This is a genomic window from Microbacterium forte, assembly GCF_031885415.1.
In the GTDB taxonomy this organism is placed as follows: Bacteria; Actinomycetota; Actinomycetes; order Actinomycetales; family Microbacteriaceae; genus Microbacterium; species Microbacterium forte.
The window spans coordinates 3,181,320-3,206,907 of sequence record NZ_CP116871.1 but is presented as its reverse complement, the minus strand read 5'-3'; the positions used below and the strand labels follow the sequence as shown (position 1 = coordinate 3,206,907).

The 25,588-nt window shown below is 68.6% G+C and carries 24 protein-coding genes; 11 read left to right on the top strand and 13 right to left on the bottom strand.

The features are described from left to right. Positions 1-57: 57 nt before the first annotated feature. Complete coding sequence (locus tag OB895_RS15465) at positions 58-579, top strand: FHA domain-containing protein (protein WP_042540109.1); 522 nt, start codon at positions 58-60, stop codon at positions 577-579. Continuing rightward, positions 576-1,106 (top strand): CinA family protein, encoded by a 531-nt coding sequence (locus OB895_RS15460; protein WP_079113448.1) that lies wholly within the window; start codon positions 576-578, stop codon positions 1,104-1,106. Before OB895_RS15465 ends, OB895_RS15460 begins: the two co-directional genes overlap by 4 nt. Before the next feature lie 61 nt (positions 1,107-1,167). Here OB895_RS15460 and OB895_RS15455 read toward each other — a convergent pair whose 3' ends face one another. The 6 genes from OB895_RS15455 to OB895_RS15430 form a co-directional block, all read right to left on the bottom strand. Further along, positions 1,168-2,256 carry an alcohol dehydrogenase catalytic domain-containing protein gene (locus OB895_RS15455; protein ID WP_079113449.1) on the bottom strand — a complete coding sequence of 363 codons (1,089 nt, stop codon included), beginning with the start codon at positions 2,254-2,256 and terminating at the stop codon, positions 1,168-1,170. Between the two features lie 9 nt (positions 2,257-2,265). Further along, positions 2,266-2,991 (bottom strand): HAD family hydrolase, encoded by a 726-nt coding sequence (locus OB895_RS15450; protein ID WP_079113450.1) that lies wholly within the window; start codon positions 2,989-2,991, stop codon positions 2,266-2,268. Next, a complete protein-coding gene (locus tag OB895_RS15445) occupies positions 2,988-4,157 on the bottom strand; it encodes a TIGR03364 family FAD-dependent oxidoreductase (protein WP_079113451.1) in 1,170 nt (389 codons plus the stop codon). The genes OB895_RS15450 and OB895_RS15445 overlap by 4 nt, the downstream gene beginning before the upstream one ends. Beyond that, complete coding sequence (phnE, locus tag OB895_RS15440; protein ID WP_079113452.1) at positions 4,154-5,896, bottom strand: phosphonate ABC transporter, permease protein PhnE; 1,743 nt, start codon at positions 5,894-5,896, stop codon at positions 4,154-4,156. Before phnE ends, OB895_RS15445 begins: the two co-directional genes overlap by 4 nt. Then, on the bottom strand, positions 5,893-6,738 hold the full coding sequence (gene phnC, locus OB895_RS15435; RefSeq protein ID WP_079114046.1) for a phosphonate ABC transporter ATP-binding protein: 846 nt from the start codon (positions 6,736-6,738) through the stop codon (positions 5,893-5,895). Before phnC ends, phnE begins: the two co-directional genes overlap by 4 nt. A 137-nt stretch (positions 6,739-6,875) precedes the next feature. Then, entirely contained in the window at positions 6,876-7,805 is a 930-nt protein-coding gene (locus OB895_RS15430; RefSeq protein ID WP_042540095.1) for a phosphate/phosphite/phosphonate ABC transporter substrate-binding protein, read from the bottom strand. Positions 7,806-7,975: 170 nt separating this feature from the next. Here OB895_RS15430 and OB895_RS15425 point away from each other — a divergent pair, with 170 nt between their 5' ends. Then, positions 7,976-8,719 (top strand): GntR family transcriptional regulator, encoded by a 744-nt coding sequence (locus tag OB895_RS15425; RefSeq protein WP_042540093.1) that lies wholly within the window; start codon positions 7,976-7,978, stop codon positions 8,717-8,719. A 302-nt stretch (positions 8,720-9,021) separates the two neighbouring features. On the opposite strand, the gene OB895_RS15420 is transcribed toward OB895_RS15425, so the two are convergent. Continuing rightward, on the bottom strand, positions 9,022-10,164 hold the full coding sequence (locus OB895_RS15420) for a sensor histidine kinase (RefSeq protein WP_079113453.1): 1,143 nt from the start codon (positions 10,162-10,164) through the stop codon (positions 9,022-9,024). 226 nt (positions 10,165-10,390) lie between these two features. Between OB895_RS15420 and OB895_RS15415 the strand changes: the two genes are divergently transcribed. Further along, the gene (locus OB895_RS15415) at positions 10,391-11,044 is read left to right on the top strand and encodes a response regulator (protein WP_228385565.1); all 654 of its coding nucleotides are present in this window, start codon (positions 10,391-10,393) and stop codon (positions 11,042-11,044) included. 155 nt (positions 11,045-11,199) lie between these two features. Here the strand turns inward: OB895_RS15415 and OB895_RS15410 are convergent, their stop codons facing one another. The 3 genes from OB895_RS15410 to OB895_RS15400 form a co-directional block, all read right to left on the bottom strand. Continuing rightward, the gene (locus OB895_RS15410; RefSeq protein WP_153302244.1) at positions 11,200-12,861 is read right to left on the bottom strand and encodes an HNH endonuclease signature motif containing protein; all 1,662 of its coding nucleotides are present in this window, start codon (positions 12,859-12,861) and stop codon (positions 11,200-11,202) included. A 373-nt stretch (positions 12,862-13,234) separates the two neighbouring features. Beyond that, positions 13,235-13,630: a GNAT family N-acetyltransferase gene (locus OB895_RS15405; protein ID WP_228385566.1), complete on the bottom strand. Its 396-nt coding sequence runs from the start codon at positions 13,628-13,630 to the stop codon at positions 13,235-13,237. 145 nt (positions 13,631-13,775) lie between these two features. Beyond that, on the bottom strand, positions 13,776-14,642 hold the full coding sequence (locus OB895_RS15400; protein WP_079113454.1) for an EamA family transporter: 867 nt from the start codon (positions 14,640-14,642) through the stop codon (positions 13,776-13,778). 263 nt (positions 14,643-14,905) lie between these two features. Here OB895_RS15400 and OB895_RS15395 point away from each other — a divergent pair, with 263 nt between their 5' ends. From OB895_RS15395 to OB895_RS15385, 3 genes are read left to right on the top strand one after another with little or no spacing between them, the layout of a single operon-like run. Then, the gene (locus OB895_RS15395) at positions 14,906-16,189 is read left to right on the top strand and encodes a M18 family aminopeptidase (RefSeq protein WP_079113455.1); all 1,284 of its coding nucleotides are present in this window, start codon (positions 14,906-14,908) and stop codon (positions 16,187-16,189) included. Positions 16,190-16,236: 47 nt separating this feature from the next. Continuing rightward, positions 16,237-17,682, top strand: coding sequence for a purine-cytosine permease family protein (locus tag OB895_RS15390; RefSeq protein ID WP_042540080.1), 1,446 nt, complete (start codon positions 16,237-16,239; stop codon positions 17,680-17,682). Continuing rightward, a complete protein-coding gene (locus OB895_RS15385; RefSeq protein ID WP_042540078.1) occupies positions 17,679-18,230 on the top strand; it encodes a cysteine hydrolase family protein in 552 nt (183 codons plus the stop codon). Before OB895_RS15390 ends, OB895_RS15385 begins: the two co-directional genes overlap by 4 nt. On the opposite strand, the gene OB895_RS15380 is transcribed toward OB895_RS15385, so the two are convergent. Further along, a complete protein-coding gene (locus tag OB895_RS15380) occupies positions 18,227-18,937 on the bottom strand; it encodes an MBL fold metallo-hydrolase (protein ID WP_079113457.1) in 711 nt (236 codons plus the stop codon). The genes OB895_RS15385 and OB895_RS15380 overlap by 4 nt on opposite strands. A gap of 81 nt (positions 18,938-19,018) precedes the next feature. Between OB895_RS15380 and OB895_RS15375 the strand changes: the two genes are divergently transcribed. Both OB895_RS15375 and OB895_RS15370 read left to right on the top strand, forming a co-directional pair. After that, positions 19,019-19,546 (top strand): TetR/AcrR family transcriptional regulator, encoded by a 528-nt coding sequence (locus OB895_RS15375; RefSeq protein WP_042540074.1) that lies wholly within the window; start codon positions 19,019-19,021, stop codon positions 19,544-19,546. A 70-nt stretch (positions 19,547-19,616) separates the two neighbouring features. After that, a complete protein-coding gene (locus tag OB895_RS15370; protein ID WP_079113458.1) occupies positions 19,617-20,672 on the top strand; it encodes an alpha/beta hydrolase in 1,056 nt (351 codons plus the stop codon). Positions 20,673-20,689: 17 nt separating this feature from the next. Here the strand turns inward: OB895_RS15370 and OB895_RS15365 are convergent, their stop codons facing one another. After that, complete coding sequence (locus tag OB895_RS15365; protein WP_079113459.1) at positions 20,690-22,063, bottom strand: pyridoxal phosphate-dependent decarboxylase family protein; 1,374 nt, start codon at positions 22,061-22,063, stop codon at positions 20,690-20,692. A 9-nt stretch (positions 22,064-22,072) separates the two neighbouring features. Continuing rightward, a complete protein-coding gene (locus OB895_RS15360; protein ID WP_079113460.1) occupies positions 22,073-22,729 on the bottom strand; it encodes a TetR/AcrR family transcriptional regulator in 657 nt (218 codons plus the stop codon). A gap of 92 nt (positions 22,730-22,821) precedes the next feature. Here OB895_RS15360 and OB895_RS15355 point away from each other — a divergent pair, with 92 nt between their 5' ends. Further along, on the top strand, positions 22,822-23,862 hold the full coding sequence (locus OB895_RS15355) for an agmatine deiminase family protein (protein ID WP_079113461.1): 1,041 nt from the start codon (positions 22,822-22,824) through the stop codon (positions 23,860-23,862). Then, positions 23,859-25,574, top strand: coding sequence for an amidase (locus OB895_RS15350; protein WP_079113462.1), 1,716 nt, complete (start codon positions 23,859-23,861; stop codon positions 25,572-25,574). The genes OB895_RS15355 and OB895_RS15350 overlap by 4 nt, the downstream gene beginning before the upstream one ends. Positions 25,575-25,588 lie beyond the last annotated feature (14 nt).

Here is a 25,588-nt window from a genome sequence, read left to right as displayed (position 1 = left end):
CCCTGCGCTCGGATTCCTCCCCCGCATATCCTGTGAGGGACCGCGAGGAGACCCACCATGAACGCACGACACATCGACGACCGTTCCGACGAGGGCTACACCCCCACGACCACTCACGCCGAGTTCGGCGAAGGCAACCCCCGTCTGCGGGTGACCCGCGACGGCGAGCGCACGGAGTTCGCCCTCGAGGTCGACGTGGTGCGCATCGGCTCGGCCGCCGACAACGAGCTGCGGCTCGAAGGCGCCGACCCCGTGCACGCGACGATCACGCACGACGACCGCGACGAGTACGTGCTCGAGCTGCACGGCGAGGGCGAGATGAACAGCAACCCCGACGCCACCGCCACGCACCCCGGCGACCGGTCGCAGACACTGCGCACGGGCGCGCGCTTCACTGTCGGAGAGTGGGAGCTCGTCTACGCACGCGACGAGTTCGCCGATCACGGTCGCCCCTTCGGCGGACGCCTCGGCGGCGAGTACTCCGACCAGCCGCTGCAGCCCCCGCGGCCCGACTACTCCGACGAGGCGAACATCGAGTCGGACGCGCCGACGCACGCCGACTCCGCTGAGGAGAAGTGACGGCGGAGCAGCCGTCGCTGGATCGCCTGAGCGAGGTCGCCGCTGAGCGCGGGCTGCGCATCTGCGTCGTCGAGTCGCTGACCTCGGGGCGCCTGGCGAGCACGATCGGCGCGGGCGACGACGCGGGCGACTGGTTCGCCGGCGGCATCGTCGCCTACCTCCCCGATGTCAAGGAGAGCCTGCTCGGCCTCACGCCGGGAACCGACCCGTGCTCGGCCGAGTGCGCCGAGCAACTCGCCGAGAGCGCGCGACGGCTCTTCGACGCCGACGTCTGCATCTCCACCACGGGCGTCGGGGGCCCGGAGCCCGAGGGCGGGCACGACCCCGGAACCGTCTTCATCGGATGGGCGACCGACGACGGAGTCGGCCATCGGATGCTGGCGCTCACCGGCGATCCGCACGAGGTGCTCGACGAGACGGTCGACACCGCGATCCGACTGCTCGCCTTCCATGCCGAGGGCATCAGGCCTGCCGGTCCTCGGCGCTCAGGCGCGGCGTCGACTGAGCTGAGCGGGCCGGCCGACTGAGAGCCCTGCGCTCTCCACCGTGCACTCTCCGCCGTGCACTGTCCGCCGGATCCGCCGAGGGTCACCGGCCAGGCACGAGTCCGATGCGCAGCGGCGCACCGGGAGCGGATGCCGCGGCTATCGCCTCGTCGATGGCTGCGAGCTGCCGCACCTCGCCGACCGCATCCGCGAAAGGGTAGGCGCGTCCTCGTCCGGCGAGGAATCCGACGGCCTCGGCCAGCTCGGCTCCGGTGTAGTTGTGCACCCCGGTGACGGTCACCAGTCGACGCACGATGCTCTCGGCGTCGAGCGGCACGGGCTCGGCAGGGAAGACGCTTCCGACGAGCACGACCGTGCCCCCGGTGCCCACGCCGGCGACCGCGTCTGACACGGCATGCCCCGAGGCCTCTATCACGATGTCCGGGTCACGATCGATCCGGCCGGCACCGAACCGTGCGGCGAGCGCCAGCCGTGCGGGTGCGGGGTCGAGCACCTCGACCGTCGCGCCGTGCTCCACGGCGATCGCGGCAGCCGAGAGCCCGACGAGTCCGGCTCCGTGGATGCGCACGGCCGCGCCCTCGAGGTCATGGTCGCGCGCTGCCCTGGCCACGGCGGCCCAGGCGGTCGCGGTCGCGCACGATGCCGGCGCGAGCACCGATGCCGGCAGCGACTCGGGCACCCGCACGATCGCGGTGCCCGCTCGCACCTGGACGTGCGTGCCGAAGGCTCCGCTGAGATCGCCGTGCACGCCGATGCGATCATGGCCGTACTTGCCCAGCGTGCGGCACTTCTGCGGCACGCCCCGCGTGCACCGGTCGCAGGTGCCGCACGAGATCGTGACCGACCAGACCACCCGATCGCCGATGCGCACCGGGGTGCCGTCGACCGCGACAGCCCCGGCATCGCCCATGGCGATCACGCGTCCGACGCTCTCATGGCCGAGCACCAGGGGCACCGGAGCCGATCGCCGCCCCTGCACGGTGTGCACGTCGGACCCGCAGATCGTCGACATCTCGACCGCGACCAGCACGTCGTTCTCGCCGAGAGCGACACCGGGCACCGCGATGGTCTCGTGCGGGTGGCCTTCGCCGATCCACACCATCGCTGTGGCTGCCGGGCGCAGAGCGACGTCGCGGCGATGGCCGGGAGGTCGGACAAGCAGAGTTCCCATGAGGGCCACTCAGGCGGTGGGCACGAGCGGAAGCAGCCCGCGCTCGGCCAGCGCGCTGTGGAGATGCGTGACGTCTGCGAGCACGGCGTCGGCACCGGCGAGTTCGAGGGCACTCGAGTCGTGGGCGCCCGTGAGCACGCCGGCGACGAAGCCGGCACCGGCGCGGCGCCCTGATTCGACATCGCTGACGGTGTCTCCCGCGACGGCGACCGACGCGACCGACGAGGTCTGCGTGCGGATCAGCGCCGTGAGCACGAGGTCGGGCGCAGGGCGACCTCGTCCGGCATCGACCGGCGAGAGCGCCAGGTCGACGAGGCCGTTCCATCCGAGACCGTCGATCAGCGCGTCGCGGGTGACCGGAGCGAAACCGGTCGTGAGCACGACGGTCAGACCCGCATCCTTCAGGCTCCGGATCGCATCCGCCGCCCCGGGGATCTCGGCGACCCCCTGTTCCGCCACGATCTCGGCATAGGCACCCTCGAACTCCGCCGTCGCCCGTTCGGCTGCGGCCCTGACGCCGCCCGCGAGATGCGTGAAGACGTCGATCTTCGACTGCCCCATGGTCGCGCGCACATGGGCCAGGGCGTCGTCCCACGGCATCCGATCTGCGACTCCGGTGCGCTCGGCGGCGCGCTGGAACGCGGTCTCGACGACGCCGTCGTCGAGCACGGTCGTGCCTGCCATGTCGAGCACGACGAGTTCGAGTGCCGGAGGTGCGGAGAGATGCGTGGTCATGAGGTTCCTTCCATTGCGGGTGCCCACCCGAAGGCGGCGGTGAGATTCTCTTCGGCGAGCCCCAGACCCGTGGTCATTCCGATGCCGGTGGTCGCGGCGAGCACCAGCACCCCCTCCTCGACCCTGTCGATGAGGAATTCGTGCTGCGCCTTGGCGTAGACGCCCTGCCAGCGCTCGAGCACCCGCGGTGCGGGCATGTCGAACAGCGCCTCCGCCTCGGCGAGGAACGCGGCGAACGCCGCCTCCGGCTGGAACGGCTCGGGCGCACTCGACGTGGTGTGCGAGTCGCCGATGATGAGCGTGCCGTCCGGCAGCTGGGTGTACATCTGGTTGAGGTCGAGTGCCGCGAGGTCGGGGCGCTCGGAGTGCAGTCGCTCACGGAGGGCACCGGCCGCCGCACCGTCGGCGAAGCGTCCGTACCGCACGAGCGACCAGCCGGTCAGCAGCGGGGCAGCGAGCGGATGCCGCAGCGTCACCGCCGCTCGCATCATGTCGAGCGCGCACCGCTCGACACCGGCGCGTGCGGCCACCTCGGGCAGCAGCTGGTCGACGTCGTGATTGACCGCGACGACCACCGCGCCGGCGGTGATGGCGCCTCTCGTCGTCTCGACGCGTCGCCCGGCGACCGAGGTCACCGCTGTGCGGAAGCGGAAGTCGACTCCCTGCACGGCGAGGTGTCGCACGATCGCGGCCGCGGCGGTGCGCGGATCGGTCTGCAGGTCGGTCTCGATGTGCGCCCCGCCGACGAGCCCCTCGGCACGGAGCGGGGCGAGACGCAGCAGCTCGTCCGTCTCCAGCATCCGGATGCCGCCGTCGGCCGCCGCCTGCTCGAGCACCGCGATCTCGTCTGCGTGACGAGCGGCGACCAGCGTGCCGGATTCGCGCAGCCAGAAGTCCGCGTCATGAGCGAGTCGCAGCCACAGGTCGCGAGACAGGTCGGCATAGCGGCGAGCCTCGCCGGTCTGCGCGCCGATGCAGAGATGGCCGAAGTTGCGGATCGTCGCCCCGACAGGGGCATCCGCCCTGTCGACGACGATCACCGTGAGGCCCCGCCGAACAGCGGCGTAGGCCGCGCCGAGGCCGATGATCCCCGAACCCACGACGACGAGATCCGCGCTGTGCTGAGTGCCTTTGTGCTCAGTGCCGCTGTGCTGAGCGCCGTTCATCGGAACACCTTCCGCATCCACATCGCGAGTCCTTCGACGACGAGCACCGTGACGAGGATCATCAGCACGATCGCGGTGACCGTCTCGTAGCGAGAGCCCTGGCTGGCGTTGAGCAGGTAGTAGCCGACTCCGCCGCCGCCGACGATGCCGAGGATCGTCGCCGCACGGATGTTCGTGTCGAGCATGTAGAAGCTGTGTCCGATGAGCGCCTGCATCCCCTGCGGCACTGTCGCCGAGGTGTAGGTCTGCAGACGAGTGGCGCCGACCGCGCGAAGCGCCCGCTCGGGGCCTCGGTCGACCTCCTCGAGGGAGTCGGCGATCAGTTTGCCGAGCAGTCCGATGCCGCCGATGGCGAGCGCGATGACTCCCGCCTGCGCACCGAGTCCGGTGATCACGACGAGCACGATCGCGAGGATCAGCTCGGGGATGCCGCGGATGCCGACGAGCAGGAATCGTGCGACGCCGCGCACGCCAGGGCCGGGTGCGACGTTGCTGGCCGCGAGCGAGCCCAGGATCAGAGAAGGCAGCAGGGTGAGCACGGTCGCTGCGAGTGCGATCGCGATCGTGTCGCGCATGGCGGCGATCATCGCCGACGCCTCGTAGCTGCCGAAGGACGGCGGCCAGAACTTCGCGGCGACCTCGGGGAGCTTGGCCCAGAAGGTGAAGAAGTCGAGCCAGTTGATCTGGCTGACGACGACGCTGCCGATCACGACGAGCACGGCGACGATGATGCCGCTCGTGTTGCGCACGCGCTCTGCCGTCCACGGTCGCCGCACCGCGGTCTGAGGGCTTGCCGCCCATGCAGGTCGTGCGGTCCCCGTGGAACTCGCGCTCGACGAGCCGCGCAGTCGAGGGTGGATGATGCGGTCGATCCACGACCGGGTCTGCCTCTGCTGTCCGAGCATCGCCCCGCGCACCAGGCTCGAGACGATCTCCATCGCGACGCACAGGATGAAGATGACCAGCGCGATGCCCAGGCCTTTGCCGTAGTTCAGCGACTTGAACGCGTACGACATCTCGAGCCCGAGGCCCGCCACACCCACGTAGCCGAGCACGACGCTGCCGCGCAGGTTGATGTCGTTGCGATGCAGCACCGTCGCGACCCAACTCGGCAATACCTGGGGAAGGATCCCCGAGGCGAACTCCTGCATCTTCGATCCGCCGGCGGCGCGGATCGCAAGCCGGGGACCCTCGTCGATCTGCTCGATCGCGTCGGCGAACATCTTCGAGATCATGCCGATCGAGTGGATGCCGATGGCGAGGATGCCGGGGAGGGTGCCGAGCGAGAACATGAGCACGAACGCCATGGCGAGCACGACGTCCGGCAGCGCGCGGGTGAGCACTCCCACGAATCGGGCCGCGGCCCGCCAGCCGTTGCCCGGGGTCGTGTTCGAGGCTGCGAGGTAGGCGATCGGCACCGAGAGCACGGCGGCGAGCAGCGTGCCGACGAGCACGAGCCCCACAGTGAGGGCGATCAGCCAGGCGAGGTCGGCCGGCTCGGGGAACGAGAGTCCGCCGACGCGGGCCACGAAGTTCTCGGCATTGCCCCAGCTCTGCACCATCGCCGGGATCGAGATGCCGACCTCTTCGACCGCGAGGATGCCGAGCACCAGGAGAGCCACCAGGGTGAGTCCGGCGGCGATGCGCTCGGCCGAAAGCGGGCGTCGGGGTGCGCGGTCGGAGACGGTGGAGTGCCCTGGGGCCGCGGAGGACGAGGGGGCGTCCGAGAGCACGGTCATGAGACCCGGGCCGTGTCGATGTCGGCGATGTCGACCGCGATCTCGGTGAGCTCGTTCTGGACGGCGCGGATCTCAGCCGTGGTCGTGGCGACGCGGCCGTAGATCTCCATGACCTCGGCCTTGGTGAGGTCGCCGGTCGGTGTGTCGAGCACGATCTCACCGTGGCGCAGGCCGACGATGCGGTCGGCCCACGAGATCGCGAGGTCGACCTGGTGCAGGCTGCAGACGACGGTGAGGCCCTCGTCGGCGGCGATCTCGCGGATCAGCGCCATGACCTGATCGCTCGACTCGGGGTCGAGCGAGGCGACGGGCTCGTCGGCGAGAAGGATGTCGGGCTTCTGCATCAGGGCGCGGGCGATGGCGACGCGCTGCTGCTGGCCGCCCGAGAGGGTGTCGCTGCGCTGATAGGCGCGATCGAGGAGTCCGACGCGGTCGAGGTGTTCGAGGGCGCGCAGCTTCGCCGCCTTCGAATAGCCCCAGAGCCCGAGGCGCGGTCCGCGGACCTCCGACAGCGATCCGGTGAGCACGTTCTCGAGCACGGTGAGCGAGGGCACGAGCTCGAACTGCTGGAAGATGAATCCCACCCGACTGCGCAGGCGGCGGAGCGCCTTGCCCTTCAGAGTCGGCACCGGGGAACCGAGCACCTCGATGTCGCCCGAGGTCGGGACCTCGAGCCCGTCGACGTGGCGCAGGAGCGTGGACTTGCCCGAGCCCGAGAGGCCCAGCAGCACGACGATCTCGCCGCGAGACACCTGCAGCGACGCGTTCTTGAGCGCCGTGGTCGTGCCGAAGGTCTTCGTCACGCCGTTCAGGCGGATGAGGGCATCGGATGCCGTGTTCATGTCAGTTCTCCTCGTGAATCTCTGAAGCTCGTCGGTAGAGGTGGCGAGCGAGACGAAGCGCATCGACCTCAGCGCGTCTCGTCTCGCTCGCCGTGACCTCCCGCTCGACGAGCGGGAGCCAAGCGGATGTCAGGGTGTCAGCCCTGGCACTGCTCCGCTTCGGTCTCCTTGCAGATGTCGCGGATGAGGTCGTAGTACGCGTCGTCGACCGGCTTCGTGGCGAAGAAGACGCTGCGGAACGAGTCGGTGTCGGCGCTGTCGATGCCGGCGGCGATGATGTCGTCGATCGTGATCTCCGAGAGGCCGTCGATGAGCTTCTGGGCGACGTCGTCGGGAAGCGTCGACGAGTAGACGAGCGGGGCACCGGGCACCATGGTCTCGTCGATGACCTTGACGGCATCCGACTTCTCGACCTCGGAGTCCTCGGCGAAGCCGACCTCGCACTCGACCCCCTCGCCGACCTTCTGCACGCTCACGTCGTGCTTGCCCGCGAAGACCGGAGTGATGTCGGTCTTCGGGTCGATGCCCGCCTCGATGAGGTTGTACGAGGGGAAGAGGTATCCGGACGTGGACGACGGGTCGACGAAGCAGACCTTCTTGCCCGCGAAGTCGTCGATGCTCGAGATGTCGCTGTCAGCGGGGACGATCGCCTGTGAGAAGTAGCCGGGCTCCTGGCCCTCCTCCGTGACGATCGACGAGATCGGGGTGAGCTTCGCACCGTTGTTGGTGGCGGTGACGTAGGTGAATCCCGAGAAGGAGGCGACGTCGACCTTGCCGGCGACAGCGGCCTCGATGAGCGCGGCGTAGTCGGTCGACTCGTGGTACTCGACCGACTTGCCGGTGATCTCGGCGATGTAGTCCATCAGCGGCTGGTAGTTCGTCTCGGTGTCGACCGAGTCGGGCACGACGCCGAAGACGAGCGTGTTCTCGTCGACTGCGAAGCCGCTCGCGGTCGATGATGCCTCGGCATCGGACGCGCCGGTGGCCTCGGCGGTGCCGGAACAGGCGGCGAGGCCGAGCGCGAGGATCGCGGCGCCGGCGAGTACGGGGAAAGCGCGGAGCTTCATGAGGACCTTTCAGAGTGGGAGGGGGTGATCCACGAGCAACTCTGACAGGGCGCGGACCGAGATATATACCTAACTTGCAAGAGTTCAAGGTTCGTTCACCCGGGCTTTCCTGGGATGAACACAGACAGAACGCTCGACCTCCCTGTGATGTCACCAAGTAGTATGCCTATGTGGCCGAAGCTGTATACACCCAGATCGCAGACGACCTGCGCGCCCAGATCGCGGCCGGCTCTCTGCGCCCCGGGGATGACGTGCCCACCGAGTCGGAGCTCGCCGAACGCTGGCGCACGTCTCGTGGTCCCATCCGGAACGCCCTGGCTGCGCTGCGCAGCGAGGGCCTGATCGAGACCGGAAGAGGCCGCCCCGCTCGGGTCGTCTCGCGCAAGGCGAGTCAGGCCGTCGACGTGTCGGTGCCGTTCACCCGCTGGGCTCGCGATCTCGGCGTGACCCCCGGCGCCCAGACGCAGGAGCTGAGTCTTCGCCGGGCAGGTGACCGCGCCGAGCTTCTCGGGGTCTCCCCCGATGACACGATCGTCGGCGTCGTGCGACTCCGACTGCTCGACGGGCGACCGACGATGCTCGAGCGCCTCTTCTACACCGAGGCCGTCGGGCGCCGGCTGTTCGACGTCGACACCGACGAGATCTCGATCACCGAATACCTGGGGTCAGTCGGACACCCGATCGTCGGCCTCGAGCACCAGATCGACGCGGTGGCGGCCGATGACCAGGATGCCGCGCTCCTGCGGGTGCCGCAGGGAACGCCGATCCTCCGGCTCAGCCGCATCTCCCGCGATGCGAGCGGACGCATCTTCGAAGCATCGGAGGACCGCTATCTCAGCGAGGTGGTGCGGTTCACCGTCGCAGCGTCGGGAATATCGACAGACGGGCACTACATGCGTGCAGTCGGCGGCTAGGAGCCAGCAGGTCGGTTTCGATTCCTCGAGGGAAGAAGCCGATCGCGAGCGCGCTGGGGATCAGATTCCAGAGATCGCGCTCGCGATCACAGCGCTGGGGATGCGCTATTTCTGGGGTATACCCAATGTAAGCTCCCGGCTACACCATGGAACACGGTCTATAGTCGAGACCTACCCTGGACTTTCGTCTAGTCCTTGAGCGTGCATCCCCGGAATTCCGCGGGTTTTCCCCCAGAGTATCGGAATGCTGGACGAGGATTCTGACCGCGTTCCGTCGCCAAGATGCCGGAATACCGGTTTGGTCAGACGATCGGCAGGAGAGCTGTCACGACCCAGCGTCCGTCCGCTTCTCCGGCACTGAACTCACCACTGGCACCGAGAACACGTTCGGCCATCCGCCCGATGCCGGTGCGGCTCGACGAGAGCTCGCGACGCGGCGTGACAGAGAGAGGGCTACTCACCGTCAGCTTTGCGGAGTCGTCATCGATGTCGAATCGGATCAGGACTTCGCCCTCGCCTGCGTACTTGAGGACGTTGGTGGCCGACTCGCGCAAGATGCGCGCGAGGATGATCTCGGCCGCGCGTGGGATGCGCTCGTCAGAGGGGTCGCCGTCGACGAGCACGGCATGACCCGCGGATTCGAACTCCTGCTGGGCTTCGTCGACGGACGCCGCCAGATCACCCGAGGGCATGCCCTCGGACCGGGGTCCGTCGTCTGCGAGGTCGATCACGAAGCGGAGATCGGTCATCGCCTTGCGTGCGGCGATGCGGATCGCCTCCTGCGATTCGCTGCTGGTGCGATCGTCGTCGAGCATCTGCACGTGCAGCGCCACCACCGTGAGGTGGTGCGCGATGCTGTCGTGCAACTCGCCGGCGATCCAACGTCGCTCAGCGAGTACTGCCTGCCGTTCCTGCTCGGCCTTCTCAGCCAGCTGCACCTCGAGCGTCCGCCCTCGGGCGAACGCGATGCGAAGTGCGAAGCCGACGGCTCCGGATACTGCGGCGCCGACCAGGAAGATCGCGATATTGAAGGCATCCCTCGAGTCGCCAGTGACGACCAGTGCGGATGCGAGGAGGAAAACTCCGGCATAGGACAGGACCAAGGAGGTCCATCCCAGACGCACGATCAGGCCTGCCGCGAAAGCGGCGGTCGTGAGCACCTGGGCTTCGATGCCGGGGATGAAGGAGAGTGCGAACACCACGCCGAGGGCGTATGTCGCGATCAGTGGCGACCAGAGATACAGGGCCAAGACCGCGGTGGATGCGATCCCGAGTGCCGCCGTCAGAGGATCCAATCCCGGAGGAAGGAACAGTCCGACGATGTCGAAGGTGACGATCGTTCCGACGACCGCCAATACGGCGATCCGTTCGATCGTGCTGAGCTTCTCGCCCTTTCCGAGTCGAGTGACGTCTGCGCGTTCACCCGCCGGAAGACTTGAAGCCATACTTCAGTATCTCCTTTCCGCCATATAGATTAACGGTAGAAGCCGAAAAAGAGTCCAACCTGGTTCCAGAAAGACATAGAGATTCACCTCCTTTATTGCACTTTTGACTAGCGATGTACTCATCTTCTCGGTGATCTTCTCGCACCACATCTGTCGCACGTCTAGACCTCGATAGCCAAAGGTCTAAGACATCGCGCCGCAGGTACACCCCGGTTAGGCTTCCTCCATGTCCCAAATCCGAGTCGTGATCGTCGATGATGACCCCCTGGTGCGCTCAGCGCTCTCTCACTTCGTCTCACGAGACCCGGAGATCACGGTGGTCGCGGAGGCGGAGTCCGGCCTCGAGGGCATTGAAGTCGTGGAGCGCGAGCATCCTGATGTCGTGATGATGGACGTGCAGATGCCGGAGATGAACGGCATCGAGGCGACTGCGGTCATCAGTGAGCGGTGGCCCGAGGTCAAGATCCTGGCGGTGACGACGCTCGATGGCAGCGACACCGTGCTTCCGATGCTCAGTGCCGGCGCATCGGGCTATCTGCTCAAGGACTCCAGCGCGGCGAGCATTCTCGAGGGCGTGCGTGAGGTGTACAGCGGAGCGAGCTCTCTGTCACCTCGCATCGCCTCGTTGCTGATCAAGCACGTGCGCGATACGGAGCCGGTAGGCGGCGACGACTCGCTCGAGGCGCTCACCGACCGCGAGCAAGAGGTGCTGCAGCGTCTCGCCCAGGGGATGTCGAACGCTGAGATCGCGCGCACGCTGATCGTGTCGGAGGGAACGGTGAAAGCGCACCTCGGCCGCATCATGTCGAAGTGGCACGTTCGCGACCGTGTGCAGATCCTGGTCACGGCGGCGCACGCCGGCCTGGTCGACTTCCGCTGACGCGGAGACTGTCGAGGCTGGCGTCTGCTCACGCGGGGGCTGCCCACGCTGGCGTCTGCTCACGGGGCGCGCTGAAGCCGGATCACGACGGCTGGATCCCACCGAAGTCGAACCAGATCCCAAAGCGTGCAAGGCGACCGCGACCGAGTCGCAGGTCACCCCGTTCGGGCGAGGTGCTTCTGGGGCAGGTCGGCGGGGAGGCTGAGTTTCGGGGTGCGCCAGTGCTGTGCGAGATCCCACCATGCCGGGCCGCGGACCTGTGGGAGGCCGTCGTTCATCCGGATCTCCCACCCCGAGGTGCCGAGGGACCGGTGATGCCACCAACACAACGGCACACCATTATCCGTATGCGTCGGGCCGCCCCGGGCGTGCTCGGTGACATGGTGGATCTCACACCACGACGCGGGAACGTGGCATCCAGGGATCAGGCACTCCTTGTCGCGGGCGATGATCGCCCGACGCTGATGCACGGTGAAGATCCGATCCGGGGTCGTGATCCCGATGATCCGCCCCTCGTCCATGAGCACGCGCTGAATCGCCCCCGAGCACGCGATCTGCGCGGCGACAGAGACGGGAACATGAGCACCGGAACCGGGGATCGTCGCCCACCCACCATTGCCACCCGCTCCGGCCCCAGAGCCCCCGGCTGCGGCACCTCCGAAGGCGGCACCCCCGAAGGCAGCGCCGGTGGCCTGAGCGGCATGGTGGGCGAGGTCTGTCGCGTCGACCGTCACGACGACGACCGGTGATGCACCGCCGAGGGTGGGCATGTCCTTGTGCCGCGCCGCGATCGCCAGCGCTGCGGCGAGAGCGTCGTGACGTTTCTGCGCCGCGGTGCGGTCATCGAGCACGCTCCGCTCATCCGAGTTGAACGGATCCTCCCCCGCATCCGTGTCAGAGTTCGGGTCCGCATCCGCATCCGCACCAGCACCAGCACCAGCACCAGCACCAGCACCAGCACCAGCACCAGCACCAGCACCAGCACCAGCACCTGAATCCGCATCCGCATCCGCATCTGAGCCCGCGCCGCCGCCGGGGGTGAAGAACACCCCTGGCCGGGGCGGGCCGTCGCCTTTGGGGTTGAGGATCGCGTCCATGATGAGTTGGAACTGGGCAGCGACATCCGGGGTCAGATACCCGCGGATCGCGTGCACACCATCCTTCAATCGCCCGATCGTGACGCCCCGCCGACGCCTCGCGTCCTGGTCTTTGGGTTCTTCCCCGTCGGGGTCGAACATCGATGCGAGATCCTCGGCGAGAGCTTTCAGATCCTCCGTCGTCGGCGACGGACCAGGCACATCTGGATCCGTATCCGGGGCGACCTTCAGGCCGTGCCCGCGTGCGCACCCTGCCAACGCGACATCCGCGGCCAACCGCTGGTCGACGCTGAGCCGGTCCCAGACCTTCTCGATCGGGCCCGTCGCGGCGAGGAACCCGTCGATCCCGATCACCCCGTCCAACAGCGCCGTCCGCAACTCCGGCCACCGGGCAGGGAGCCGCTCCCCCGACACCAGGCTCACATCCCGCCGCACCCGGTCGATGACCTTCCCCACCCGGGTCGCACCCCGCGCATCGACGAGCACCGTCCGCTGCAGCAGCTCGTTCTCGCCCCGGCAGCCTGCGGAGTGCGGGAAGTCACCCATCTCGCCCGTCGCGACGGTCTCGACGACCACCGCCTCCACCCGACGAAACGCCGCCCCCGCCGCCACCAGAACGCCGATCCGCTCCGCATCGGACAACCCCGCCAACGCGTCATCGGACAGCACCGCATCGAGGTCGGTGATGACCCGATTCAGAAGCTCCGCGGTGCTGTTCATACTCCCCAGTCAACCCGCGACCACCGACATTCAGCACCCCGAATCGTCTGGATTTACCCCAGTTCAACGCCATATTCCAATCTCTCAGTACAACACGCGAGATTCGCACCCCCGGGCGCCGGAAGTTCAGGAGATGGGAAGGACGGAGAGGGAGACCGACGAGGCGAGAGAGAAGAAGAGAGAGGCCAACGAGAGGTGGGAGAAGAGCGGGAGACCGACGAGGCGAGAGAAGAGAAGAGAGAGGCCAACGAGAGGAGGGAGAAGCGAGTCAGACCAACGAACCGATAGAAGAGAAGCGAGTCACACCAACGAGCCGAGAGAAGAGAGAGGAGAAGAGAGAAGAGACGAGACGAAAGAAGTGGCTCAGACGCCGTCACGCGCGGGAGGCATCCGCTTTCATGAAGACGTCGACGGCGTCCTCGCTCTCCAGAACGAAGCCGTGGCGCTCGTACAGCCGACGTGCTGCGCTGGCCTGCAGCACGTTGAGCCGGAAAGGCATAGTGCCGTCGGTGTCCGCGAGCAGGTGGGCGAGCACGGCTGCCCCGATCCCGCGGCCCTGCGATTCCGGCGCGAGATAGAAGTGCTCGATCCAGAGCGCGTCCGGTTCGTGCCTGACCGCGACCAGACCGACGTCATCGCCGTCGACGACGATCACGCGGGTGTTCTCGGGAACGAACGCATCGAGGAAGCGCTGCCGCACGCGCACGGGGTCATATCGGCCGAGACGCTCGAGGTCAGGTCTCATCACGACGGCCCTGAGCTCGGCCATCCAGGAGGCATCCGAAAGGCCGCTCGCTCGAAGACTCCATCCCACTGACACAGCATCCATACAACCATCAGCAGCAGCACGCCCAGCCGCGCAGGAGCCACAGCCACAGCTACAGCCACAACCACAACCACAACCACAGCCACGGCTACAGGGCGAGCAGCACGATCCCGCCGGCGACGACCGCGGACGCAGCCAGACGCCACCCCGGCCTGCTCTCCTTGAGCGCGAACACCCCGAAGAGGCTGACGAGCACGACACTGACCTCGCGCAGCGGAGCGACGAGGGCGACCGGAGCGATCTGGATGGCGGTGAGCACCAGGATGTACGACAGTGGCGACAGGATGCTGAATGCCACGATGCGTCGCCACTGCGTGCGTCCGAGGGTGCGGACGGCCGCCCATCGGCCGCGAACGCCGAAGGAGTAGAACGGGATCTCGAGCAGCATCGTCCCGACCATGAACGCGACGGGCGACAGGTTCCAGGTGCGCACGGCATGCGCGTCCCAGATCGTGTAGATCGCGATCGCGACGCCGGTGAGGAGTCCGAACACGAGCCCTAGATCGAGCGAGCGGTCCTGACGCTCGGCGCGCCCCCGATCGACGAGACCGATCGCGACGACTCCGACGATGATCGCCGCGACGCCGACGAGAGCGATGACGGACGGCCGCTCGCCGAACAGCAGGATGGCCACGATCACCGACAGGAACGGCCCGGTGCCCCTCGCCGTCGCGTAGACGGTGGAGAGATTGCCCTCACGGTATCCGCGCTGCAGCACCGCCATGTAGGCGACGTGTAGCACACCGGACACGCCGACACCCAGCAGAAAGGCCAGCAGGTCATCGGTGCCGAGCCCGCCGGTGAACGGGATGACGCCGATCCACACGGCCGTTCCACCGACGGCTCCCCACCACAGGAACGGCATCCCTGCCCGGCTCACACCATGGGCGACGATGTTCCACGCGGCATGGGTGATCGCTGCGGCGACGACGAGAACGAAAGCGAGTGCGGACACGAGAGACCCTTCCGTTCACCGCGGGCGCGACGAACAGGGTCCTCCGGGCTTTTGTCCTGTCAGATGACGGCGCCCCTGCGGAGGGGCACCGTGGCGCCGCTCGGACCAGACGGGACGAACCCCGGAACCCTAGGCGCTATCGAGAGCGACAGTAACCGCCGCGGGTGACCGGGAGGTGAACGGCGCGCCCTTCCACCCGACCGGATCGCCGTCGTCGATACGGCGATTACGATCGAAGAACCGCCCCTGCAGGAAGGTCTCCCATGCCCGTCACCCCGGACGCTCTCGCCCACGCCGAGGATCTCGCCGACTTCGTCGCCGCCTCGCCCTCGAGCTATCACGCCGCCGCCGAGGTGGCCAGGCGACTCGAGGATGCCGGGTTCGTGCACCTCGACGAGGAACAGGCGTGGGAGGTGACCCCCGGCGGGCGCTACGTCGTCGTCAGGGACGGCGCGGCGATCGCGTGGACGGTGCCGACGGATGCCACCGCCACCACGCCCGCACACATCCTCGGCGCTCACACCGACTCGCCCGGCTTCAAGCTCAAGCCGCAGCCGACCACCGGATCGAAGGGGTGGCTGCAGGCAGCCGTGGAGGTCTACGGCGGCCCGCTGCTGACCTCCTGGCTCGACCGCGAGCTGAGCCTCGCAGGCCGACTCGCACTCGCCGACGGACGTGTGGTGCTCGCCGACACGGGAGCGCTGCTGCGCCTCCCCCAGCTCGCGATCCACCTCGACCGCGACGCGAACACGAGCCTCGCACTCGACAAGCAGTTCCAGACGCAGCCCGTGTGGGGCCTCGGAGACCCGACGCAGGAGGACATCCTCGCCGAGCTGGCCGAGACGGCCGGAGTCTCGGCATCCGACATCCGCGGCTATGACGTCGTGATCGCCGACACGGCACGCGGAGCGGTGTTCGGCAAGGACCGCGCGTTCTTCGCCTCAGGTCGTCTCGACGACCTCGCCTCGGTGCACGCCGGCGTGGTCGCCCTCGAGACGATCGACACTGCGGCATCCGGACCGATCGCGATCCTGGCAGCATTCGACCACGAGGAGCTCGGCTCCAACTCCCGCTCCGGCGCGGCCGGCCCGTTCCTCGAAGACATCCTCGGACGCGTGTACGACGCCCTCGGTGCCGACGCCTCCGAGCGCCGCCGCGCCCTCTCGGCGTCGTGGTGCCTGTCGAGCGACGTGGGCCACTCGGTGCACCCCAACTACGTGCACAAGCACGACCCCGTGGTGCAGCCGGTGCTCGGCTCCGGTCCGATCCTCAAGATCAACGCGAACCAGCGGTACGCGACGGATGCCATCGGCTCGGCCGCGTGGCGCGACTGGTGCGACAGCGCCGACGTGGTCACGCAGGAGTTCGTGTCGAACAACAACGTGCGCTGCGGATCGACCATCGGCCCGATCACGGCGACGCGTCTCGGCATCCGGACCGTCGACGTCGGCATCCCGATCCTGTCGATGCACTCGGCCCGTGAGCTCGCCGGCGTCTCGGATCTGCACGACCTCACCCGCGTCGCGGGGGCTTTCTTCGCCAGCTGATCGCCGCCGGCGCCCCCGCGGGCCCTGCACAGTGCCAGGATGATGGCATGACGGACATCAAGCCTGCTCTCATCGAGCGCGCGGGCATCGAGATCATCCCCGAATCCGAGCGCACGGCGAAGCCTCGCGACCTGTTCTGGCCGTGGTTCGCGGCCAACGTGTCGGTGTTCGGCATGTCGTACGGATCGTTCGTGCTGGGCTTCGGGATCTCGTTCTGGCAGGCGACGATCGTGTCGGTCATCGGCATCGTGGTGTCGTTCCTGCTGTGCGGGCTGATCGCCATCGCGGGCAAACGCGGATCGGCGCCGACCATGGTGCTCTCGCGGGCGGCGTTCGGCGTGCAGGGCCAGAAGGTGCCCGGCATCGTCTCGTGGCTGACCTCGATCGGCTGGGAGACGTTCCTCGCGATCATGGCCGTGCTCGCCACTGCCACCGTCATCACGCAGCTCGGCGGCGACGGCGACAGCATCGCGCTGAAGATCATCGCCACCGTGATCGTCGCCGCCCTGATCGTCGTGGCCTCCGTGCTCGGCTATCACACGATCATGAAGCTGCAGTCGGTGCTCACCTGGGTCACCGGCGCGGTGACGATCCTCTACATCGTCCTCGCCGCGCCCAGCATCGATCTCGCCGCCGTCATGGCCCGCCCTGATGGTGGCCTCGGCCAGGTCATCGGCGCACTCGTGATGGTGATGACGGGCTTCGGGCTCGGCTGGATCAACATCGCCGCCGACTGGTCGCGCTATCAGAAGCGCACGGCGTCCGATGGGGCGATCGTCGTCTGGAACACGATCGGCGGCTCGGTCGCGCCCGTGATCCTCGTCGTCTTCGGTCTGCTGCTGGCGGGATCCGACGACGACCTCAGCGCCGCGATCGCCTCCGACCCGATCGGCGCTCTCGCCACGCTTCTGCCCCTCTGGGTGCTCGTGCCGTTCCTGCTCACCGCCGTGCTCGCACTCGTCTCGGGCGCCGTGCTGGGCATCTACTCCTCGGGCCTCACGCTGCTGAGCCTCGGCATCCGCATCCCGCGCCCGTCCGCCGCGGCGATCGACGGCGTGATCCTCACCCTCGGCACGATCTACGTGGTGTTCTTCGCCACCGACTTCCTCGGCCCGTTCCAGAGCTTCCTCATCACGCTCGGCGTGCCGCTGGCATCCTGGGCAGGCATCCTGATCGCCGACATCCTCCGACGCAAGAAGGACTACGACGACGAGGCCCTGTTCGACAGCCGCGGACGCTACGGCGCCTGGGACTGGATCTCGATCGGCACCATGGTCGTCGCCAGCGTCATCGGCTGGGGCTTCGTGCTCAACGGCTTCGCGGATGCGGCCCCATGGAACAACTGGCAGGGCTATCTGCTCGGGCTGGTCGGCGGAGTCGACGGCGACTGGGCCTACGCGAACCTCGGGGTGTTCTTCGCACTGGTGCTGTCGTTCGTCTTCACCTGGTTCGCCCGCGCCGGACGGATCCGCGCGCAGGAGGCAGCTGCGTGAGCAGGGAGTCCTGGCTCGTCGTGATCGATCCGCAGGTGATCTTCGCCTCACCCGACTCGGCCTGGGGGTCACCGTTCTTCGGTGACGTGATGCCCCGCATCCGCGAGCTCGCCGAAGCCTTCGGCGACCGCGTGATCGTGACGCGCTGGATGCCGACCGCCGACCGCTCGACCTCGTGGGGCGCGTACTTCGCCGCCTGGCCGTTCGCAGACCAGCCCTCCGACGATCCGATGTTCGACCTGGTTCCCGACGCGATCGGCCTGTCGCCGCACCCGACCCTCGATCTGCCGACGTTCGGCAAGTGGGGCTCCGCGATCGAAGAGATCGTCGGCCGTGGCGCGCACGTCGTGCTGGCGGGAGTCTCGACAGACTGCTGCGTGATCTCGACCGCCCTCGCCGCAGCGGATGCCGGGGCGCACGTCACGATCGCCGCAGACGCCTGTGCCGGCTCGACGGCCGAGAACCACGCCGCTGCGATCCGGATCATGGGGCTGTATCCGCCGCAGATCACGGTCAGCGACACGGCGAGGGTGCTGACGGAGCGCTAGCCTGCAGCGCGCACGGCCGCCGCGATGTCGGCGGGTGACCCCCGCCACGGTGCTCCGTGTCCGGGAAGCACCCAGGATGCCGATACGGCGGCCAGCCGGTCGAGAGATGCATCGGCCTCATCCGGCTCGTCCGTGAACGGCGCGGGCTGCGGACCCACGCGCCCCGTCAGAACGTGGCGCGTGGTCAGCGCGTCGCCGACGAAGACCGCGTCCGCCCCGGGGATGTGCACCGCGATGCTGCCGGGCGAGTGACCAGGCATGCCGATGACGACCGGGGATCCGGGGAGGTCGAGCACCTGGCCGTCGGCGACGGTCACGACCTCGGACACGTGCCGTGTGCGAAGCGCGTTCTTGCGCACGCCGTAGGCGAAGAACCCGAGCGTCGGACCGATGCGCGCGGGCCCCATCGGGGTCTTCGGCTTCTCACCCGTGCGCACCCGATGCGCATCGGCGCTGTGGATGAAGACGGGCACGCCCGCCTCACTGCGCAATCGCTCGGCGAAGCCGATGTGGTCTCCGTCGCCGTGGGTGAGCACCAGACCGCGGATGTCGGAGAGCGGGCGACCGAGCTCGGCCAGCTTTCGCTGCAGGTCGTTCCAGTGACCGGGCAGCCCCGCGTCGACGAGAGTGATCCCCTCGGGCAGGTCGACCAGATAGGAGGCGACGACGTCGTTTCCGAGTCGATGCAGGTGCGGTGCGAGCTTCATGGTCGTCCCTTTCGAGGTGGTCTATGATGGCTACATTACGTAGCTATCATAGCTATTGTCAATAGCCATGGAGGAGCCCCGATGCCGACCCCCGAACGAACCTCGCTGGCGGCGATCGTCGACGCCGGCCGCGACATCCTCGAGACCGCCGGCCCCGCCGGACTCACCATGCAGGCCGTCGCCGAGCGCGTCGGAGTGCGGGCACCTTCTCTCTACAAACGGATCAGAGATCGCGACGCCCTCCTGACGGCGGTCGCCGAGGCCTCCGCCGATGCGCTGACGAGCCGACTCGAGACCGCGGGCGACGAGCTCCCCCTCCTCGCCGCCGCCTACCGCTCCTTCGCGCACGAGCACCCCGAGGCGTTCCGTCTGCTGTTCACGGCGTCCGCCCCCGAAGACGCCCTCCACCGGACCTCCGCTCCGGTGCTGCGCTCCTGCGCCGACCTCGTCGGACCGGAGCATGCTCTCGACGCCGCCCGCCTGTTCACCGCCTGGGCGACAGGGTTCCTGCAGATGGAGCTCGCCGGCATGTTCCGTCTCGGCGGCGACGTCGACGAGGCCTTCGACTATGCGATGGATCGCATCATCGCCGGGCTCACGGCCGCCTGACCGCACGCGCGCCCGAGCGGATGCCTGACTACCGGAATACTGCCAAGATGATGCGCGGAGAGGGGTTTCCATGACCACGACCGCGCACGAAGACGAGTCCGACCGCCCGCAGAGGGCTCGACGCCCGTGGCACCGCACGAAGGTGGCGGTGGGGCTGGTCCTCCTCGTCACCGCGGTGGTGGCGATCATCGGCGCGCTCACCCCCTGGCCTTCGGCCATGCTCATCCGCTCGGTGTTCACGAAGGGCGGTGACGAGACCGCCGCCGAGATGGAGAAGCACGTCCCCGACACGGCGCTCACCGAGCAGCTCGACGTCGCCTATGCCGACGGCGGCGCCGACACCACGATGGACGTCTTCACACCGGCATCCGCCACCGGGCCGCTGCCGACGGTCGTCTGGATCCACGGCGGCGCCTGGATCTCGGGGTCGAAGGAGAACGTCGACCCCTACATGCGCATCCTCGCGGCCGAGGGCTACACCACCATCGCGGTGAACTACACGATCGGGCCCGAAGGCGAGTATCCGCTCGCGGTGCACCAGCTCAACGACGCGCTCGCCTACATCGACGCGCACGCCGATGAGCTGAATGTCGATCCGAACCAGATCGTGCTCGCCGGCGACTCCGCCGGCGGCCAACTGGCCAGTCAGATGGCGACGCTCATGACGAGCCCCGACTATGCCGAGATCATGGGCATCACGCCGGCGCTGAAGGCCGAGCAGGTCGTGGCGACCGTGCTCAACTGCGGGGTGTACGACCTCGCGGCACTCGCATCGCTCGACGGCGTCGTCGGCTGGGGCCTCAAGACGTCGATGTGGGCGTATGCGGGAACCAAGACATGGGCGGAGAGCTCGACGGGCTCGACGATGTCGACGATCGACTGGGTCACCGAGGACTTCCCGACGACATACATCTCGGGCGGGAACGGCGACGGGCTCACCTGGCTGCAGTCGATCCCGATGGCCAAGCGTCTCGACGAGCTGGGGGTCGACGTCACGACCCTGTTCTGGCCGGCGGCGCACGAGCCGGCCCTGCCGCACGAGTACCAGTTCCACCTCGACATGCCAGACGCGCAGACGGCGCTGCAGCAGACGATCGACTTCCTCGACGCCCACACCAGTCGCTGAGGGGGTCTGCGGGCGGTCTACTTCATCGTGTCGAGGATGCCCACGAGGTCGTCGAACGTCGTGAGCGGGTTGAGGATCGCGAAGCGGGTGTTCGGTCGCCCGCCGTGCGAGCTCGGCACCACGAACGCTCGCTGCGTGTCGAGCAGCTCGTCCGACCAGCGGTCGTAGTCGGCGCGATCCCAGCCCTCGCGTTCGAACACGACGACAGAGAGCTGCGGGTCGCGCACGAGCCTCAGCTCGGGGCGGGCAGCGATCTCTGCGGCGATGCGCTGGGTCAGGGCGAGTGTCGCGCTCACCGCCTCGCGATAGGCGGCCACGCCGTAGGTCGCGAGCGAGAACCACAGCGGCAGCCCCCGAGGGCGCCGAGTCAGCTGGATCGAGTAGTCCGACGGGCTGAAGTCACCGGCGTCCGTGAGGGTGTCGAGGTACTCGGCGTGCTGCGTGTGCGCTCGGCGCCCTGTGTCGGGGTCGCGGTAGAGCAGCGCGCAGCAGTCGAACGGGGCGAACAGCCACTTGTGCGGATCGACGATCACCGAGTCGGCGCGCTCCACTCCCGCGAAGATGCCACGGGCCTCGGGCGCCAGCATCGCGGTGAGCCCGTAGGCGCCGTCGATGTGCAGCCAGAAGTCGAACTCGTCTTTCAGCGCGGCGATGCCGGCGATGTCGTCGACGATGCCGAAGTTGGTCGAGCCGGCGGTGGCGACCACCGCGCAGATCTCATCGCCGTGCTCGGCGAGCGCCTCACGCACGGCATTCGCCCTCAGCATGCCGTCGTCGCCCGCGGGCACGAGCAGCACGTCGGCATCCATGACCTTCGCCGCCGACTTGTTCGAGGAGTGCGCCTCGACGCTGCACACGATCTTCCAGCGGCGAGGAAGCTCCTTGCCCGCCTCGAGCAGCTTCGCCTTCGCCGCCTCGCGTGCGGCGACGAGCGCCGACAGGTTTCCGATCGTGCCACCCTGCACGAACACCCCGCCGGCGGTGTCGGGGAGGCCGAACTCGGCCGCCAGGAACGAGAGGACCTCGTTCTCGGCGTGCACGGCTCCGGCGCCCTCGAGCCAGCTGCCTCCGTAGAGGCCGGATGCCGAGACCACGAGGTCGAAGGCGATCGAGGCGATCGTCGGGGCGGTCGGGATGAACGAGAGATACGACGGGTGGCTCGTCGTCAGGCAGGCCGGGGCGAGGATGTGCTCGAACACGCTGAGCGCGCGCTGCGAACCGAGACCGGCGTCGGTGATCGTCGTCCCGACCAGACGATCGAGCTCGGCCGGCGACTGGGGCTTGTCGAGCGGCACGTCGGCCGCGAGCATCCGCCGTCTCGAGTAGTCGAGCACCGCGTCGACGATCGCCGTCGATTCGGCCGAGGCCGCGTGCATGCGTTCTGCTCCCATGAGCTGTCCTTACCTGAGGGTTTCTGCGGGCTGTACGGGCTCGACCACCGGAACGTCGAGCACCGCGGAGAGAGTGCGGCGAGCGAGATCGGCTCGATCGCGGGGCGCCCAGTGCACGAGCGAGTGGGCGCTCATGCCGTCGACCATGGCGAGCAGCATCCATGCCGACGAGTCCGGGTCGACCTGCAGCGGGTTCTCTCTCAGCGCCGGGTCTTCGGCGATCGCGCGGGCGATGAGGTCTTCGAGGGCGCTGTGCCAGAGGTCCATCTCGGTGCGCACCCTGGCGCCGAGCGCCTCGTTGCGGGCGCCGAGCGCCCATGACTGCACCCACACCATCGCGACGTCGTCTCGCGAGTCGTCGAGCAGCGTCTCGATGAGCCGCAGCAGGTTCGTGCGCAGGTCGACGCTCGGGTCGTACGAGGCTATGACCTCGTCTCGCTCGGCCGCGACGATCGTGGTGAAGACCTCGGCGACGAACGACTCCATCACGGGCCGGTAGTGCGCGACGAGAGCCGGCGTGACGCCGACCCTGGCCGCGACCGCACGCACGGTGAGCGCCTCGAGCCCGCTCTCCCCTGCCAGCGAGACGGCGGCGTCGACGATGGAGCGTTCGCGCTCTTGCGGCGGCAGCCGACGGGGCGCGGCGGCTCTTGACGTGGTCTTCATCACGGGCTACCGTATCACTCGTTGATCACGTGTTCAATAGGGATCACGGCCCCTCATTCCCGAGGTCGCGATCAGCAGCGAGGGAGACAATCATGGCCTGGCACATGCCCGCCGAGACCGCACCGCACGAGCGCACCTGGATGGCGTTCCCCGCCGAGGGGCCGACGCTGGGCGAGACGGCGTCCGAGCGCGACGAGGGCTATGACACCTGGACGGCCGTCGCCCACGCGGTCGCCGAGTTCGAGCCGGTCGCGATGATCGTCGACCCCGCCGAGGTCGCCCGCGCTCGGCGGATGCTCAGCAGCAGCATCGACATCGTCGAGGCGCCGGTCGACGAGTTCTGGATGCGCGACTCCGGCCCCACCTTCGTGATCGATGACGAGCGTCCCGGAGTGCTCGGCGCGGTCGACTGGATCTTCAACGGCTGGGGCGCCCCCGCGTGGGCGCAGTGGCAGAAGGCGGCGCAGCACGCCCGCATCATCGCCGGAGCCGTCGGCGCCGAGCTCGTGAGCTCGACGCTGGTGAACGAAGGCGGCGGAATCCACGTCGACGGCGAGGGCACGGTGCTGCTCACCGACACCGTGCAGCTCGACCCGCGCCGCAACCCCTACGCCGACAAGGCGCGCGTCGAGGCCGAGATGGCGCGCACGCTCGGGGCGACGAAGGCCGTGTGGCTGCCTCGGGGCCTCACCCGCGACTACGACGACTTCGGCACGAACGGGCACGTCGACATCGTCGCGACGTTCGTCTCCCCCGGCCGACTGCTGCTGCACGAGCAGCAGAACCCCGAGCACCCGGACCACGCGGTGACGCGCCGGCTGCGCGCGCATCTCGAGCAACAGACCGATGCCGCGGGTCGCCGTTTCGAGATCGTCGACCTGCCAGCGCCGGCGACCCTGCGCGACGACGAGGGCTTCGTCGACTGGAGCTACGTCAATCACCTGGTCACGAACGATGGCGTGGTCGCCTGCGGGTTCGGCGACGAGCAGGCCGATGCCGCGGCACGGGCGATCCTCGCCGACGTCTATCCCGGGCGCCGGGTCGTCACGGTCGATGCGCGCCCGCTGTTCGACCGCGGCGGCGGCATCCACTGCATCACCCAGCAGCAGCCGAGCGTGGGGGTTCCGGCATGATCGACGTGGTCGAGGCCTCCATCGCAGAGCTGCGGCGAGCGCTCGAGACCGGCGCGGTCACCGCCGTCGAGCTCGTCGACGCGTATCTCGCGCGCATCGACGCCTACGACGGCCCCGAGACCGAGACGGCTCTGAACGCCGTCGTCGTCCGCAACCCCGACGCCCGCTCAGAGGCGGCGGCATCGGATGCACGACGGGCACACGGCGAGACGCTCGGGCCGCTCGACGGCATCCCGTACACCGCGAAGGACAGCTACCTGGTGCGCGGGCTGACCGCCGCCGCCGGCAGCCCCGCCTTCGCCGAGCTCGTCGCGCAGCGCGATGCGTTCACGATCGAACGCCTGCGGGCGGGCGGTGCGGTCTGCCTCGGGCTGACGAACATGCCCCCGATGGCGAACGGCGGCATGCAGCGAGGGGTCTACGGCCGAGCCGAGAGTCCGTACAACGCCGATTTCCTCACCGCGCCCTTCGCCTCGGGGTCGTCCAACGGATCGGGCACCGCGACGGCCGCGAGCTTCGGCGCGTTCGGCCTGGGCGAGGAGACCTGGTCGAGCGGCCGCGGTCCCGCGACCAACAACGCCCTGTGCGCCTACACGCCCTCGCGCGGCGTGATCTCGACCCGCGGCAACTGGCCGCTCGTGCCGACCATGGACGTCGTCGTGCCGCATGCGCGCACCATGGCCGACCTGCTCGAGGTGCTCGACGTGATCGTCGCCGACGATGCCGAGACGCGCGGTGACTTCTGGCGCGCGCAGCCGTGGGTGACGCTGCCGCTCTCGTCAGAGGTGCGCCCGGAGTCGTACGACGCCCTGGCCGCCGAGGCGGCGACAGCCCTGCGCGGCATCCGCATCGGCATCCCCCGCATGTACATCAACGCGGACCCGGATGCCGGCACCGCCGCTGAACCGGGCATCGGCGGCCCCACAGGGCAGCGGATCGAGACGCGCGCCTCGGTGATCGAGCGCTGGGAGTCCGCACGACGCGACCTCGAGTCCGCCGGCGCGACCGTGATCGAGGTCGACTTCCCCGTGGTGTCGAACTACGAGGGCGACCGACCGGGTGCACCCACCATCGCGACGCGCGGTCTCGTGTCGCCGGAGTATCTGCGACAGGAGATCGTCGACCTGTCGGCGTGGGGGTGGGAGGACTTCCTGCAGGCGAACGGCGACCCCCGACTGCACACCCTCGCCGCCGTCGACGGAGCGACGATCTTCCCGCATCCGGAGGGCGCACTTCCCGACCGCTACACGGGCTTCGACGACGACATCGCCGAATATCCCGAGTGGGTGCGCGCCAACCGGGGCGTCGGATTCCAGGACATGCCCGAGCTCGCCGACGGCCTGCGCGGCCTGGAGGAGACGCGTCGCCTCGACCTCGAGGAATGGATGGACGAGCACGAGCTCGACGCGGTCGTGTTCCCGGCCGTCGCCGATGTAGGCCCCGCCGACATGGACGTGAATGAGGCCTCCGCCGACCTCGGATGGCGCAACGGCACCTGGATCGCCAACGGCAACCTGACCGTGCGCCACCTCGGCATCCCGACCGTGACCGTTCCGATGGGGCTCATGGCCGACATCGGCATGCCGATCGGGCTGACGTTCGCAGGCCGCGCCTACGACGACGCGACGCTGCTGCGTCTCGCCGCCGGGTTCGAGGCGATCGGCGCACCGGGCGAGCGCCGCACCCCGCCGCCGAGGACGCCCGCGCTCTGACTCGCTGATCAGCA

Excerpts from the sequence above, each read along its gene's own strand:
- OB895_RS15465 (WP_042540109.1), top strand. The coding sequence starts at position 58 with ATGAACGCACGACACATCGACGACCGTTCCGACGAGGGCTACACCCCC.
- OB895_RS15455 (WP_079113449.1), bottom strand. The coding sequence starts at position 2,256 with ATGGGAACTCTGCTTGTCCGACCTCCCGGCCATCGCCGCGACGTCGCT.
- OB895_RS15450 (WP_079113450.1), bottom strand. The coding sequence starts at position 2,991 with ATGACCACGCATCTCTCCGCACCTCCGGCACTCGAACTCGTCGTGCTC.
- OB895_RS15445 (WP_079113451.1), bottom strand. The coding sequence starts at position 4,157 with ATGAACGGCGCTCAGCACAGCGGCACTGAGCACAAAGGCACTCAGCAC.
- phnE (WP_079113452.1), bottom strand. The coding sequence starts at position 5,896 with ATGACCGTGCTCTCGGACGCCCCCTCGTCCTCCGCGGCCCCAGGGCAC.
- phnC (WP_079114046.1), bottom strand. The coding sequence starts at position 6,738 with ATGAACACGGCATCCGATGCCCTCATCCGCCTGAACGGCGTGACGAAG.
- OB895_RS15430 (WP_042540095.1), bottom strand. The coding sequence starts at position 7,805 with ATGAAGCTCCGCGCTTTCCCCGTACTCGCCGGCGCCGCGATCCTCGCG.
- OB895_RS15420 (WP_079113453.1), bottom strand. The coding sequence starts at position 10,164 with ATGGCTTCAAGTCTTCCGGCGGGTGAACGCGCAGACGTCACTCGACTC.
- OB895_RS15415 (WP_228385565.1), top strand. The coding sequence starts at position 10,391 with ATGTCCCAAATCCGAGTCGTGATCGTCGATGATGACCCCCTGGTGCGC.
- OB895_RS15410 (WP_153302244.1), bottom strand. The coding sequence starts at position 12,861 with ATGAACAGCACCGCGGAGCTTCTGAATCGGGTCATCACCGACCTCGAT.
- OB895_RS15405 (WP_228385566.1), bottom strand. The coding sequence starts at position 13,630 with ATGGCCGAGCTCAGGGCCGTCGTGATGAGACCTGACCTCGAGCGTCTC.
- OB895_RS15395 (WP_079113455.1), top strand. The coding sequence starts at position 14,906 with ATGCCCGTCACCCCGGACGCTCTCGCCCACGCCGAGGATCTCGCCGAC.
- OB895_RS15390 (WP_042540080.1), top strand. The coding sequence starts at position 16,237 with ATGACGGACATCAAGCCTGCTCTCATCGAGCGCGCGGGCATCGAGATC.
- OB895_RS15380 (WP_079113457.1), bottom strand. The coding sequence starts at position 18,937 with ATGAAGCTCGCACCGCACCTGCATCGACTCGGAAACGACGTCGTCGCC.
- OB895_RS15375 (WP_042540074.1), top strand. The coding sequence starts at position 19,019 with ATGCCGACCCCCGAACGAACCTCGCTGGCGGCGATCGTCGACGCCGGC.
- OB895_RS15370 (WP_079113458.1), top strand. The coding sequence starts at position 19,617 with ATGACCACGACCGCGCACGAAGACGAGTCCGACCGCCCGCAGAGGGCT.
- OB895_RS15365 (WP_079113459.1), bottom strand. The coding sequence starts at position 22,063 with ATGGGAGCAGAACGCATGCACGCGGCCTCGGCCGAATCGACGGCGATC.
- OB895_RS15360 (WP_079113460.1), bottom strand. The coding sequence starts at position 22,729 with ATGAAGACCACGTCAAGAGCCGCCGCGCCCCGTCGGCTGCCGCCGCAA.
- OB895_RS15355 (WP_079113461.1), top strand. The coding sequence starts at position 22,822 with ATGGCCTGGCACATGCCCGCCGAGACCGCACCGCACGAGCGCACCTGG.
- OB895_RS15350 (WP_079113462.1), top strand. The coding sequence starts at position 23,859 with ATGATCGACGTGGTCGAGGCCTCCATCGCAGAGCTGCGGCGAGCGCTC.